The sequence below is a fragment of the Streptomyces sp. NPDC041068 genome (genome assembly GCF_040647455.1).
In the GTDB taxonomy this organism is placed as follows: domain Bacteria; phylum Actinomycetota; class Actinomycetes; order Streptomycetales; family Streptomycetaceae; genus Streptomyces.
This window is the reverse complement of record NZ_JBEZCG010000001.1, coordinates 100,497-116,135: the sequence shown is the minus strand read 5'-3', so window position 1 is coordinate 116,135 and position 15,639 is coordinate 100,497. Positions and strand designations below refer to the sequence as shown.

1 protein-coding gene is annotated in these 15,639 nt (G+C 74.7%); it reads right to left on the bottom strand.

Features of this window, described 5'->3' with window-relative positions:
* Window positions 1-10: 10 nt before the first annotated feature.
* Window positions 11-14,464, bottom strand: a complete 14,454-nt coding sequence (locus AB0B50_RS00425; protein ID WP_362323271.1) for a type I polyketide synthase — start codon at window positions 14,462-14,464, stop codon at window positions 11-13.
* Window positions 14,465-15,639: the final 1,175 nt, after the last annotated feature.

Here is a 15,639-nt window from a genome sequence, read left to right as displayed (position 1 = left end):
CGGTTCTCCCTCAGGCCCCGTAGTTGTTGTCGAGCAGTTCGAAGAGCTCGTCGGCGGTCGCGGTGTCGACCTCGCTCGCCCCGTCCGGCCCCTCCTTGTCCGGTGGCACGCGCTCGCTCCAGGCCCTCAGCAGGCTCCGCAGCCGGGTGCCGATCTCGTCGGCCCCCGGCGTCCCCGGCCCGGCCTCGGCGAGGGACGCGGCGAGGCGGTCGAGTTGGGCGAGCACAGGTTGGTCCGTCTCCGGCGGCGCGCACAGCCGCTGGTGGAGGTGGTCGGCGAGGGCGGCCGGTGTGGGGTGGTCGAAGACGGCGGTGGGCGGGATGGACAGGCCGGTGGCCTCGCAGAGCCGGTTGCGGAACGTCATCGCGAGCATGGAGTCGAACCCGGCGCCCACGAAGGGCTGTTCGGCCTGTACGGCGGCGGTGCCGGAGTGCCCGAGCACCGCCGCGGCGTGCGCGACGACCAGGTTCAGGACGGCGCGTCGGCGGTCGTTCTCGTCCAAGTCGGCCAGCCGGGCGGCCAGTTGGTCGGCCGGGTCGGTCCGGGGATCGCCCGCGGTGGGCGGCTCGGGCCGGGCCGCGGGCGCGGGCGCCGCGGTGTGGCCGGACCTGCCCGGGGTGGGCAGCCAGTAGCGCTCGTGCTGGAAGGCGTACGTGGGCAGGTCCGGGTGCGCGAGCGCGGGGCGGGGCAGGACCGCGGCCCAGTTCACGAGGGCGCCGTGCGTCCACGCCTCGGCGAGCGCGGTCAGGATGCGGTCCGTGCCGCCGTCGTCGCGGCGGAGCGTGCCCACGGTGGCGGCGGATGCCCCGGTCAACTCGGCGGTGTTCTCGATCGCGGCGGTCAGCACCGGGTGCGGGCTGATCTCCAGGAACAGCTCGTGCCCCGCGCGCAGGAGGCACTCGGTGGTGCGGGCGAACTCGACGGGCTCGCGCAGGTTGCGGTACCAGTACCCGGCGTCGAGGAGGCCGCCGTCGACGATGTCGCCGGTGACGGTGGAGTAGAGCGGGATGCCCGTGGACCGGGGCCGCACGGACGCCAGTGCGGTGCGCAACTCCTCGCCCACCTGCGCGACGTGGGCGGAGTGCGCGGCGTAGTCGACGGGCAGCCGCCGGGCGCGTACGCCCTCGCGCCCGCAGTCGGTCAGGAGCGCGTCCAGGGCGGCGGGATCGCCGGCCACGACGACGCCTTCCGGACCGTTGACCGCGGCGACGCTGATCCGCTCGCCGTGGGGCAGCAGCAGCTCGCGGGCCCGGTCCTCGGACGCGGCGAGGGAGACCATGCCGCCTCGGCCCGCGATGCGGAGCAGCTCCCTGCTGCGCAGCGCCACGACCATGGCGGCGTCGTCGAGGGTGAGCGCCCCGGCGACGCAGGCGGCGGCGATCTCTCCCTGGGAGTGCCCCACCACCGCGTCCGGCTCGATCCCGTACGCACGCCAGAGTTCGGCCAGCGAGACCATGACGGCGAAGAGCACCGGCTGCACCACGTCGACGCGGTCCGCGGGCGGGGCGTCTGGATCCCCCCGCAGGACGGCGGCGAGCGACCAGCCGGTGTGGGGCGCGAGCGCCCGCTCGCAATCGGCGATCCCGGCCGCGAACACCGGTGATCCGTCGAGGAGTTGCCGGGCCATGCCGGTCCACTGGGACCCCTGCCCGGGGAAGACGAACACGGTCCGACCGTCCCGCACCCGTCCCGACGCCGCGCCGGGAGCGGGCATGCCGTCGGCGACGGCGGCCAGCGAGGCCAGGAGTTCCTCGCGTGCGGAGCCGGTCACGGCCACGCGGTGCGCGAAGGCGGTGCGGGTGGTGGCCAGCGCGTGGGCGAGGTCCGCCAGGGGGGTGTCGGGGGCGGCGTCGGCATGCTCCCGCAGGCGGCGCGCCTGGTCGCGCAGCGCGGGTGCGGAGGCGGCGGAGAGCGGCAGGGCGAGCAGGTCGGTGGCGACCGGGTCCGTCGCGGGAGACGGCGCCGACGGGCCTTCGGCGGGGGTCTGTTCGTGTACGAGGGCCTGCTCGCGTACGCGGGTCTCTTCGCGTACGAGGGTCTCTTCCCGTACGGGAGCCTGCGCGAGGGCTGGAGCCTGCGCGAGGGCTGGAGTCCGTTCGAGGGCTGGAGTCCGTTCGAGGACGGGTGCCTGTTCCAGCACGGCATGGGCGTTGGTGCCGCTCATCCCGAACGAGGAGACGCCGGCCCGGCGCGGGCGTCCGGCGTCGTCCCAGGGGCGGGCCTCGGTGAGCAGCCGTACCGCGCCGGTGGACCAGTCCACCTTGGTGGACGGCGCGTCCACGTGCAGCGTGCGCGGCAGGACGCCGTGCCGCAGCGCCATGACGGTCTTGATCACCCCGGCGACACCCGCCGCGGCCTGGGTGTGGCCGATGTTGGACTTCAACGAGCCGAGCCACAACGGCCGTTCCGCGGGCCGGTCCTGGCCGTAGACGGCCAGCAGGGCCTGGGCCTCGATCGGGTCGCCGAGGGTGGTGCCCGTGCCGTGGGCCTCGACGAGGTCGACGTCGGCGCCGGTGAGCCCGGCGGCGGTCAGCGCACGGCGCAGCACGCGCTGCTGCGCGGGGCCGCTGGGCGCGGTCAGGCCGTTGCTGGCGCCGTCCTGGTTGACGGCGGAGCCACGGACGACCGCGAGGACGGGATGGCCCCTGTGGTGCGCGGTCGAGAGCCGTTCGACGACGAGGACGCCGACGCCCTCGCCCCACCCTGTGCCGTCCGCGGCGTCCGCGAAGGAGCGGCAGCGGCCGTCGGCGGAGAGGCCGCGCTGGCGGCTGAACTCGACGAAGACGTCCGGGGACGCCATGACGGCCGCGCCGCCGACGAGGGCGAAGTCGCACTCGCCCGCGCGCAGCGCCTGCCCCGCGAGGTGGAGGGCGACGAGTGAGGAGGAGCAGGCGGTCTCGACGGTGACGGCAGGGCCCTCGGTGCCCAGGGTGTAGGCGATGCGGCCGGATGCGACGCTCGTCACCGTGCCGCTGAGCAGATGCCCCTCGACGTCGGCCGTGGGGTCCTGCGGCCCGGTGCCGTACCCCTGGGAGGCGCAGCCCACGTAGACGCCGCCCTGGCTGCCGCGGACCGAACGGGGGTCGATGCCCGCGCGTTCCAGTGCCTCCCAGGAGGTCTCCAGGAGCAGCCGCTGCTGCGGGTCCATGGCGAGCGCCTCGCGCGGGGAGACACCGAAGAATCCGGCGTCGAAGTCCCCCGCGCCGTCGAGGAATCCACCGCCGCTGGTGTAGAAGGTGCCCTCGCGTTCGGGGTCGGCGTCGTAGAGGGCGTCGAGGGGCCAGCCGCGGTCCGTGGGCAGGGCGCCGATGGCGTCGGTCCCGCCGGCGACGAGGTCCCACAGGTCCTCCGGCGAGCGGACGCCTCCGGGGAAGCGGCAGGCCATCCCGATGACGGCGAGCGGTTCGCCGGCGGCCGCCGGGCGGGTCGGGCCGTCCTGGAACTCCGGTACGGCGCCGGTCAGTTCGGCGTACAGGCGCTCGCCGAGGGCGGTGGCCGTGGGGTGGTCGAAGACGGTGCTCGCGGGCAGGACCAGGCCGGTGGCCTCGGCCAGGCGGCCCCGCAGCTCGACGGCCATGAGCGAGTCGAACCCGGCGTCGTGGAAGGGCCGTTCGGCCTCGACGGCCGAGGCCCTGTCGTGGCCGAGCACCGCCGCGGCCTCGGCGCGGACGAGGTCGGTGAGGGTGCGGTGCCGTGCCGCCTCCGGCAGGGCTGCGAGGCGGTCGCGCCAGCGGGCCGTGGCGTCGGCGGGCTCGCCGCCCGGCGCGTCGGCGGATACGGGCCGGGCGGGCACGGACCCGGGCGCGGCGTCGGGCAGTTCACTGAGCAGGGCGCTGTCGCGCCCGGAGCGGAAGGCCGACGCGAAGCGTGCCCAGGCCACGTCGGCGACCACGGTGCCGCTCTCGTCGCGGTCCAGTACGCGCTGGAGCGCGGCGAGTGCCGCCTCGGGCGCCATGGGGACCAGGCCGAGGCGGCGCAGGTGCGAGCCGACCTCACCCTGTGCCATACCGGCGCCTGCCCAGGGGCCCCAGGCCACGGAGGTGGCGGCGTGCCCGCGCGAGCGCCGCCGGGCGGCGAGGGCGTCCAAGTAGGCGTTGGCGGCGGCGTAGGTGGCCTGCCCCCCGCTGCCCCAGGTCGCGGAGACCGAGGAGAAGAGCACGAAGGCGTCGAGGTCCTCGCCTTCGCCGAACAGGGCGTCGAGATGGGCGGCCCCCTGCGTCTTGGCGGCTGTCTCCTCGGCGAGTCGATCCGCCGCGCAGTCCGCGATCCGGGTGTCCGAGGTGACTCCGGCGGCGTGGAAGACCGCGCGCGGGGTGTCGCCGTCCGCCGCGAGACGGCCGAGGACTCCTTCCAGGGCGGTCCGGTCGGCGACGTCACAGGCCAGCACGGTGGTGCGGGCGCCGAGTCCGGACAGTTCGGCGGTGAGCGCTTCTGCGCCGGGGGCGTCCGGGCCGCGCCTGCTCGTCAGGACGAGGTGCTCGGCGCCGCCGTGTGCCAAGTGCCGTGCCACGTGCGCGCCGAGGCCGCCGGTGCCGCCGGTGATCAGGACGGTGCCGCGCGGCTTCCAGGGGGCCGCTGCGCGCGCCGTCGAGGGTTCCGCGCGGTCCGGCGCCGCGCCGGAGGCCCGCACCAGCCGTCGCCCGTACAAGCCCTCGGGGCGGATGACCAGTTGGTCCTCGGCGCAGGCACCGTCGGCGGCACGCACCGCTCCGGCGAGGGCCGCGCACAGCCGCCGCAGCACGGTGTCGTCGAGGTGTCCGGGGTCCTCGGGAAGGTCCGCCAACCCGCCCCACCGGCCGGGGTGTTCGAGGGCGGCGACCCGGCCGAGCCCCCATACCTGCGCCTGCTCGGGGTGGGCGGGGCCCTGCTCGCCGTGGGCCACGGCGCCGGTCGTGACGCACCACAGCGGGGCGTGCGTCCCCGCGTCACCGAGGGCCTGTACGAGGAGGAGGGTGGCTTCGGGGCCACCGTCAGCCCTCATGGCGGGCGCGAGCAGCGAGAGCACTCCGGTGACGTCCGGCGGTATGAGCTCGGCGAGTTGGGACCGTGTGGCGTCCGCCGGCACGGACAGCGCGGTCACCTCGGCTCCGTGCGCGGCCAGCGCACGCCCGCAGGCCTGCGCCAGGGGGTCCTGACCGGCTCCGTCCGGCACGACGAGCAGCCAGCTCCCCGAGAGCCGGGGCGTGGAGAGGGCGCAAGCTTCGGGCAGGGCACGCCAGTCGACGCAGTACGTCCAGTCGTCGGCGGCGTCGGCGGCGGCGTCGGCGGCGTCGGCGGTCCCGACAGGTCGGGACGCGGGCCAGAACCTTCGGTGCTGGAAGGGGTAGACGGGCAGGTCGAGGTGGGGCGCGTCACCGTGCCGCCCGGCGGACCAGTCGACGGCCACGCCCCGTACGTACAGGCGCGCGAGCGCGTCGGTCAGCGACTCGGTCTCGGTCCTGCCCTCGCGCAGCAGCGGCACGGCGCGGCAGTCGGCTCCCTCCGGCAGGCACTCCTGAACCAGCGCGGACAGAACGCCTCCGGGGCCGAGTTCGAGGCAGTCGGTGGTGCCCTCGGCGTGCAGTCGCCGGGCCCCGTCGAGGAAGCGGACGGTGCCGCGGACGTGCCGCACCCAGTACTCCGGGGCGCACAGTTCCTCGACCGTGGCCCGCTCCCCGGTGAGGTTGGAGATCACGGGTATCGCGGGAGCCGCGTAGGTCAACTGCGCGGCGAGAGCGCGGAATTCGTCCAGCATCGCGTCCATGTGCGCGGAGTGGAAGGCGTGGCTGACCGTGAGCTGCTTGGTGCGGCGGCCGCGTGCGCGGAACTCATCGGCCAGGCGCAGCACTTGTGCGCGGTCGCCGGACAGGACGGTGGAGCGCGGGCTGTTGACGGCGGCAATGGCGACCCCGCCCGCGTCCGTGCCCGGGTCGGCGAGCACGGCCCGGACCTCTTCCTCGTCGGCCTCCACCGCGGCCATGGCACCGACCGCGGGCAGCGCGTCCATCAGGCGGCCGCGGGCGGCGACCAGTGCGCAGGCGTCCGGCAGGTCGAGGACGCCCGCCGCGTGGGCCGCGGCCAGTTCGCCGATGGAGTGGCCGATCAGCAGATCGGGCCGTACCCCCCAGTGCTCCATCAGCCGGAACAGCGCCACTTGGAGCGCGAACAGCGCCGGCTGGGTGCAGCGGGTGCGGTGGAGCAGCGCCTCCTCGTCCGTCCCCGGACCGGCGAACATCACGTCGCGCAGCGGTACGTCGAGGTGCGGGGCGAGATGGGTGAGGACCTCGTCCAGGGCGTCGGCGAAGACCGGCTCGGTGCGGTACAGGGCGGCGCCCGCGCCCGCGCTCTGGCTGCCCTGGCCGGGGAAGAGGAAGGCGGTCCTGCCGGGGGTGCCCGCGTGTCCGGTGCGCAGACGTCCCGAGGACGCGCCGTCGGCCAGGGCGCGCAGGGCCTCGCGCACCGCGGTGCCGCCTTGCCCGAGGACCGCCGCGCGGTGGTCCAGCGCGGCGCGTCGGGTGGCCAGCGCGTGGGCCACCTCCGCGAGGGCGGTGTCGTCATGTCCGTCGAGGTGGCTGTGCAGCTGCGCGGCCTGGTCGCGCAAGGCCTCGGGGGATTGGGCGGACAGCAGCAGCGGGAGGGCGACGCCGGTGTCCGCGGGGGCGTCGGAGCCGTGCCGCGGCGCGGGCTCGGGGGCCTGTTCGAGGACGACGTGGGCGTTGGTGCCGCTGATGCCGAACGAGGAGACACCGGCCCGGCGGGGCTCGCCCGTCGCGGGCCAGGGGGTGCGCCCCGTCAGCAGCCGCACGTCGCCCGCGGACCAGTCGACGTGCGGGTTCGGCTCGTCGGCGTGCAGCGTCGACGGCAGTTCGCCCGCACCAAGCGCGAGCACCATCTTCATGACCCCGGCGACACCGGCGGCGGCCTGGGTGTGCCCGAGGTTGGACTTGACGGAGCCGAGCCACAGAGGGCGCCCTTCGGGCCTGCGCCCGTGGACGGCCTGGAGCGCGCGGGCCTCGATCGGGTCGCCGAGGCGGGTCCCTGTGCCGTGCGCCTCGACGGCGTCCACCTGTCCGGCGTTCAGGCCCGCGTCGGCGAGGGCCGCGCGGATCACGTCTTCCTGGGCGGGGCCGTTGGGTGCGGTGAGTCCGTTGCTGGCACCGTCCTGGTTGATGGCGGAGCCGCGTACGAGAGCCAGGACCGGGTGGCCGAGGCGCCGGGCGTCGGAGAGTCGCTCCAGGAGCAGAACGCCCGCGCCCTCGCCCCAGCCGGTGCCGTCCGCGCCCGCCCCGAACGCCTTGCACCGGCCGTCGGTCGCCAGGCCGCGCTGGCGGCTGAACTCGACGAACAGCCGCGGGGTGCTCATCACCGTGACGCCGCCCGCGAACGCCTGCTCGCAGTCGCCGCGCCGCAGTGCCTGGACGGCGAGGTGCAGCGCGACCAGGGACGACGAGCACGCCGTGTCCACCGTGAGGGAGGGGCCCCGCAGGCCGAGCGTGTAGGAGATGCGGCCGGACATCACGCTGGCGGTGTTGCCGGTCAGGAGGTGCCCCTCGGACATCTCGCGGTCGTCGGCGGCCGGGCCCATGTAGTCCTGGCCGTTGGTGCCGATGAACACCCCGACGGGGCGCTCCCGTAAGGCGGTCGGGTCTTGGCCCGCACTCTCCGCAGCCTCCCAGGAGGTCTCCAGGAGCAGCCGCTGCTGCGGGTCCATGGCGAGCGCCTCACGGGGCGAGATGCCGAAGAACTCGGCGTCGAATCCCGCGGCGTCCGTGAGGAAGCCTCCTTGCGTGCAGTACGTGGTGCCTGCCCGGTCGGGGTCCGGGTCGTAGAGCCCGGCCGCGTCCCAGCCCCGGTCCGCGGGCCAGTCCCCCACCGCGTCCAGGCCGTCGACGAGCAGCCGCCACAGGTCGGCGGGGCGCCGGACGCCGCCGGGGAAACGGCACCCCATGCCGACGACGGCGATCGGTTCGTCGTACGCCGCCGGGGCCGGGGCCTCGGTGACCGATGCCGCCGCGCCGTCGGGCGACGCACCGTCGGGCGACGCACCGTCGGGCGACGCACCGTCGGGCGACGCACCGTCGGGCGACGCACCGTCACCGGGCCCGTCCAGGAGGCCCAGGAGGTGGGCGGCGAGGATCTCGGGCGTCGGCCGGTCGAACAGGACGGTGGCGGGCAGGCGTACGCCACTTGCGGCGGCCAGGCGGTTGCGGAGCTCCACGGCGGTCAGCGAGTCGAAGCCCATGTCCGAGAACGCCCGGTCGGGGCGGACCGCGTCCGGCGTCGGATGCCGCAGGACCGCTGCCGCGTGCGTCCGCACGAGGTCGGTGGTGAAGCGGGCCCGTTCGGTCCCGGGGACGGCCGCGAGCCGGCCGCGGAGCCCACCGGCGGACGTGTCCCTGCCGGACGCGCCCGGCCCCAAGGGGCCTTTCTGGTCGGTGAGTTCACACAGCAGGGCCGTCGCGCGCATGGCCGTCGCCTCGGCGAAGCGCCGCCAGTCCGCGTCGGCGACGACCACCAGGTCGTCGTCCTCGGCGAGGGCGCGGCCGATCGCGGTGACGGCCGCCTCCGGCGCCATGGAGGGCAGCCCCCGGTCCCGTAGCCGGTCGGCGACGCCGTCCTGGAGCATGCCCTCTCCGGCGGCCCAGGCCCCCCAGGCGATGGCGGTACCGGGCAGGCCCGCGGCGCGCCGAGCGGCGACGAGGGCTTCCAACGCGGCGTTGGCCGCCGCGTAGTTGGCCTGTCCCGCGTTGCCCACGACGCCCATGACGGAGGTGAAGACGACGAACGCCGCGAGGTCCTGCCCCTCGGTCGCCTCGTGCAGGACACGGGCCGCGGTCGCCTTGGCGCGCAGTGACGTGGCCAGACGTGCGGGCGTGAGGGAGTCGAGCAGGCCGTCGTCGAGGACGCCCGCCGCGTGGACGACGCCGGTGAGCGGCCGTTCGTCGGGCAGTGTGCCGAGCAGTCGCGCCGTACGACCTTCGTCCGCGAGGTCGCACGCCGCGATCGTCACGGCCGCGCCGAGCCCTTCCAGTTCCGCCCGCAACGCGTCCGCGCCGGGCGCCAGCGGGCCGCGTCGGCTGACGAGGAGGAGGTGCGCGGTGCCCTGTGCGGCCAGCCATCGCGCCACGTGGGCGCCGACGCCTCCGGTGCCGCCGGTGACGAGGACGGTGCCGTGCCCGAAGGCGTCCCCGGGCCGCGCGGGTGCGCCACCGCGCACGGGCACGCCACCTCGCGCTGGCGCGCCACCTCGCACGGGCGCGGGCAGGAGCCGACGGCCGTGGGTGCCGGTCGGGCGCACCGCCACCTGGTCCTCGTCGGTCACGGTGGCCAGGACTGCGCACAGTCGACGCAGGGTCCGCTCGTCGGGGTCCACCGGGAGGTCGATCAACCCGCCCCAGCGGTCGGGGTGTTCGAGGGCGGCGGAGCGGCCGAGCCCCGCGACGGCCGCGTGAGGTGCGGGCCCGGGCCGCTCCCCTGCGCCGAGCACGGCCGTGCCTCGGGTCACGCACCACAGCGGGGCGTCGATCGCGGCGTCCCCGAGCGCCTGGACGAGGGCGAGGGTGAGCGCGAGGCTCCCGGGCACGTCGGGGTGGTCCGGGTGGAGGCGCGGCTCGTCCGCGAGGAGGGAGAGCACCCCGGCCAAGGGCCGCCCCTCAGCGGCGGCGGCCAGGTCGTCCGCCAGGGAGGCACGGCTCTGGCCGGGGCCCTGGGCGGTGACCACGGCGAGGTCGAGTCCGAGCCCCGCGAGACCGCGTACGACATCGGTGTCCCCGGCGTCGACTTCGGTGTCCCCGGCGTCGTCTTCGAGGCCCGTCGCCTCGGGGCGTACGACCAGCCACCGGCCGGTGGGCGCCGCGGCGGGCGGCAGGCTCAGCGGCTGCCAGCCCACGCGGTGGCGCCAGGAGTCGACGCGGTGGTCGCGGTCCCGCTCGGTGCGCCAGGCGGCGAGCGCGGGCAGCACTTCGGCCAGCGCCTCGGGCGTGACCCTCAGGGTCTCCGCGAGACGGGCCGGGTCCTGGCGTTCGAGCGTCTCCCACAGTCCGTCATCCACCGTGTGACGAAGGGCAGTTGCGGTGTCGAGCCAGTAGCGCTCGCGCCGGAAGGGGTACGTGGGCAGATCGACGCGGGTGGCTCCGGTGCCCGCGAGCACGGGCGAGAAGTCGACCGCGAGGCCGCGGGTGTGCGCCTCGCCCGCGGCCAGGAGCATGCGCGCCATGCCGCCTTCGCCCCGGCGGAGCGTGCCGAGGACCACGGCGTCGCGCGCGTCGCCCTGCAGGGTCTCCTCGACCGCCATGGTCAGCACGGGGTGCGGCGAGATCTCGACGAAGGCGCCGTGGCCCTGCGCGGCGAGGGCCCGGACGGCGGGTTCGAAGCCCACGGTGCGGCGGAGGTTGGTGTACCAGTAGCGGGCGTCCATCGTCGACGTGTCCAGCCAGTCGCCCGTCACCGTCGAGTACAGCGGGACCGCGCCGGAGACGGGCGTGATGCCTTCGAGGGCGTGCAGGACGTCGTCCTCGATCCGTTCCACGTGGGCGGAGTGCGAGGCGTAGTCGACGCCGATGCGCCGCGCCCTTACACCCTCGGCCTCGCACGAGGCCATCAGGGCGTCCAGGGCGTCCGTGTCCCCCGAGACCACCACGGCCGAGGGGCCGTTGACCGCGGCCACGGACAGGCGCTCGCCCCATGCCGCGATCCGGTCCCGGGCCTCGTCGGCGGGCAGGGCGAGGGACACCATGCCGCCGCGCCCGGCGAGCGCGCGGATCGCCCGGCTGCGCAGCGCCACGACCTTCGCCCCGTCCTCCAGGGACAGGGCGCCGGCCACGACAGCGGCGGCGATCTCTCCCTGCGAGTGCCCGACGACGGCGTCGGGGGCGACTCCCAGGGAGCGCCAGAGCCCCGCGAGGGAGACCATGACCGCGAACAGTGCGGGCTGGACGACGTCCACGCGGTCGAGGTCCTCACCCGAGCGCAGGACTTCGAGCAGCGACCACTGCGTGCGCGGCTCAAGCGCGGTCGCGCACTCCCCCATCAGGTGCGCGAACTCCGTTGACTGGTCGAGGAGTTCACGGGCCATTCCGGCCCACTGCGCGCCCTGTCCCGGGAACACGAACACGGTGCCCTGCGGCACGGCCGCCGTCCGCCCCGTGACCACCGCCGACGAGGGCTCGCCGGCGGCCAGGGCGCGAAGCCCTGACAGGAGTTCGTCCCCGCCGCCGACGATCACCGCGCGCCGTTCCAGCGCGGCCCGCCCTTCGGCAAGGGAGAGGGCGATGTCGGCCGGGGCGTGTTCCTGGCCGTCCGCGAGGTGATCCGTCAGGCGGCGTGCGCTCTCCCGCAGCGCGTCCTCGTCCCGGGCGGAGAGCTGCCAGGCGACGGCCGCAGGCGCGGTGGGACCCGGTTCGGGGACAGGTACGTCCGGCGCCTGCGGGGCCTGTTCGAGGATCAGGTGGGCGTTGGTGCCGCTGATGCCGAATCCGGAGACGCCGGCCCGGCGGGGCCCGGCGTCGTCCGGCCAGGGCGCGGGTTCGGCGAGCAGGCGTACGTGTCCGGCGTTCCAGTCCACGTACGGGCTGGGCTCGTCGATGTGCAGGGTGCGCGGGAGCAGGCCGTGACGCATCGCCAGGACCATCTTCATCACGCCGCCGACACCGGCCGCCGCCTGTGTGTGGCCGATGTTGGACTTCAGGGACCCGAGCCACAACGGCCGGTCCTGGTCCCGCTGTTGACCGTAGGCGGCAAGGAGCGCCTGCGCCTCGATGGGGTCCCCGAGGCGGGTGCCGGTGCCGTGCGCCTCCACGGCGTCGACGTCGGCGGCCTTCAGGCCCGCGTTCGCCAGCGCCTGGCGGATCACGCGCTCCTGGGACGGACCGTTGGGCGCGGTCAGGCCGTTGCTCGCGCCGTCCTGGTTGACCGCGGAACCCCGGACGACCGCGAGCACGGGGTGGCCGTTGCGGCGGGCGTCGGAGAGCCGCTCGAGCAGCAGGACACCGGCGCCCTCGGCGAGGCCGAATCCGTCGGCGGCCGCGGAGAACGCCTTGCAGCGACCGTCGGCCGCGAGACCTCCCTGGCTGCTGAACTCGACGAACATGCCCGGGGTCGGCATCACGGTCGCGCCGCCCGCCAGCGCGAGGGAGCACTCCCCTTGGCTCAGGGCCTGGACCGCGAGGTGCAGCGCGACCAGGGACGACGAGCAGGCCGTGTCGACCGTGACGGCCGCGCCCTCGAAGCCGAAGGTGTAGGCGATGCGGCCGGAGGCGACACTGCCGGTGTTGCCGGTGAGGATGTGGCCGTTGCCGTCCTCCGCCTCGTGGAGACGGGGGCCGTAGTCCATGGTCATGGCGCCCATGTAGACGCCGGTGCGGCTGCCGCGCAGGGCGGTCGCATCGATGCCGGCGCGCTCGAAGACCTCCCAGGAGATCTCCAGCAGCAGCCGCTGCTGCGGGTCCATGACCAGCGCCTCGCGCGGCGAGATCCCGAAGAACTCCGCGTCGAACCGGTCGGCTTCGTGCAGGAATCCGGCGGCACGCTGGTAGTAGCGGCCGGGCCCCGTGTCCTCGGGCGCGCAGAGCCCCGCGCCGCTCCAGCCCCGGTTGACGGGGAAGTCCGACACCGCGTCGGTCTCTTCGGTCAGCAGGCGCCACAGGCTCTCGGGGCTGTCGGCGCCGCCCGGATAGCGGCAGCCCATCGAGACGATCACCACGGGGTCGTCGTCGACGGGGCGATCCGGGACGCCCACGTCCTCCACGGGATCGGGGCCGGCGCTGTCCAGGAGCCGCGCGCGCAGGAGCCCGGCCAACGCCCGCGGGGTGGGGTGGTCGAAGACGGCCGTCACGGGCAGGTCGGCCGCGGTGACCGCGGCGAGCCGGTTACGGATCTCGACCGCCGTCACCGAGTCGAGGCCGAGGTCGAGGAAGGCGGTGTCGGGGTCGACCGAGCCGGGCCCGCCGAGGGCGGCGGCGGTCTCCTGGCGGACCAGGTGGAGCAGCCGCTCACGCTGCCCGGCGGCGGTCAGGCGCGCCAGTTCGGCACGGAGGGCCGCGGCCGGGGTCTCGTCCGTGGCGGGACCGTCGCGGTCGACGGAACCGATCGCCTCCCGCCCGTCCGAGCCGCTCACGCCGTCGGTACCGTCCTCGGCTTCGCCGTCCAGGAGGCCGGCGGGCAACTCCACGGCGTGCGCGTCGAGTTCGCAGAAGACGGCGTCAGGGGCGGGGGTGACGCCGTGGACGAGGAGCTCTCCCAGGGAGGTGAGGAACCGGGCCCGACCTCCATGGCCGCGACGGAGGGTGGCGCCGACGCGGGCGGTGACCCCGTGCGCGTCGGCGCTCGCCTGCAGGGCCGCGGTGAGGACCGGGTGCGGGCTGACTTCGAGCAGGACGTGGTGGCCGTCGCGCAGCAGGGCTGCTGCGGCCTGATCGAAGCGGACGGTACGGCGCAGGTTGGAGGCCCAGTAGGCGGCGTCGAGGACCGGTTCGGCGAGCAGGTCTCCGGTCAGCCCCGAGTAGTACGGCAGGCGGGCGGCGAGCGGGCGCAGGTCGGCGAGGTCGGCGTGCAGGCGGGGCACGATGGCGTCGATGTGCGGGGAGTGGGCGGCGAGGCCCACGGCGATCCTCCGCGCGTGGGTACCGGCGGCGGTCAGCCGCGCCACCAGGTCGGCGGCGGCGTCGACGTCGCCGGACACGATCACGGACTGCGGCCCGTTGACGGCAGCGAGCCCCAACTGCCCGCTGCAGTACGCCAGTTCACCTTCCAGCTCGGCGGGTGACGCCAGGACGGAGACCATGTCCCCGCGGCCGGTCAGAGTCGCCTGCGCCTGGCTCCACAGGGCGACCACGCGGGCGCTGTCGTCCAGGGAGAGGGCGCCGGAGACGGCGGCGGCGGAGATCTCGCCGCAGCTGTGGCCGAGCACGGCGGCCGGTTCCACCCCGTGGTCGCTCCAGAGTCCGGCCAGAGCGACGCCCACGGCGAACAGGGCGGGCTGCACGACGTCGGGCCTCTCCAGGCCCGGGGCGCCGTCGGCGGCACGCAGAACGTCGACGAGTGACCAGTCGACGAAGGGCTCCAGGGCCTGGGCGCAGTCGTCCATCCGGGCACCGAACCGCGGTACGGAGTCGAGGAGTTCGGCGGCCATACCGAGCCACTGCGAGCCCTGACCGGGGAAGACGAAGGCGACACCGGCATCCGGCAGCCCCCGCCCCTCGACGAGGCCCGGCGCCCCACGCCCGTCGATGAGCGCGTCCAGCCGCTCGCGAAAGCCTTCCTTGTCCTCCGCCACCAGGGCCGCGCGCCACCCCTGGGCGGCGCCCGTGCCGACGCGGGCGGCATCCGCGCGGGCGAGAGCGAGGCCGATGTCGGCGGGGTTCCACTCCGTCACCGTGTCGAGGTGCTCGCGCAGCCGTCGCGCCCGCGCCTTCAGTCTGCCCGCGTCGGCGGCGGACAGGACCCACAGGCCGGGCGTTCCGGCCGGAGGCTTCGGCGGCACCTTCACGCCACAACTCCTTCGCACGTACGGAAGCTTGAGAACGGACGGACGGCAGGCGGGGCCCGCCGGTGCGCGCCCACTTCAGGGCACGTCGAACTTCAGGGCACGTCGAATGACGCCCCTCGGCACATGGCGGCGCCACGCGGCAGAGGGACGGTCGCCATGGAAGTGCGGGATCGGCGGAGCCGACCCCCGGAGTTCATCCAGGGGAAACCAACCGAACACTGCGGCACTTACCGAAAGGACATATCAGGGGAAGGGAATTCGAGGTGGTCGACGTCGAGTCTTGAAGCCGGAGATGGATTCCGCGAGTCGCGGCATGTGAGATCCACCACACGAAGCCGGCCGGGAATTGAACGCCGGCAGGGAGAACCTCTCCCTACGCATTCGTGACCGCGGCCACGACCGCGATACAAGCGGCCGGGAACATCGAGGAATTACCGGAGACGCTTTCGCCCCGGGGAGTGGGGCGCGACAGCGCAGAGCCTGCTCGGACAGCTTGGGGGCATGGGACCCACCGCTCGCCCCACCGTCCAATATGCACCCCAGGGACATGCATCACTCCAGTCGAACCCATGGACGGATATGGTCGTATGCGCCCTCAGGGAGGCGCCCGACGATCTCTCGTGAAGACCTTCCCACCGCCTGCTGCGGAAATCCTCGACATGCGAGAAATTTAACAAAGAGAAGCGGGGGTGAATGGTTGACGAATTGACAGATTCCCGAACCGACATTCGCATCCTGCGGGTGGGGGTCGAGGGTCGAATGGCGATTCCCTCGATCGGGGGCGACGCCAATGTTGGTTCGAGCGACAACTGTACGGAACTGCCGCGACCATAACACCGTGGCATGTGCGCAGCCCGCACAATTCGGCCACGCTTTGCCGGGGTTGAACGAAATTCAAGAAAGGCCGTAATAAGCCACGCCGCAGGATCCAGCGACGAATGATTTCGGCCCGACCGATCATCTCCGGCGACGCCCGACCCTCTCGCGAGCACCGACGTTGCGGACGGAAGCGGCCCATGACGGTCGACAACAGGCCCTCCTCTGTCAAACCCGGCGGAGGGACTTCACGCCATGCCGGGCATCGAGCGGGAGCGCCGGACGCGGCGCCCTCCGCACATCCTCGGAGGTGACGGACGGCGCGGATTGTGCGTCGGACGCGCGCAAGTCAGGGATGG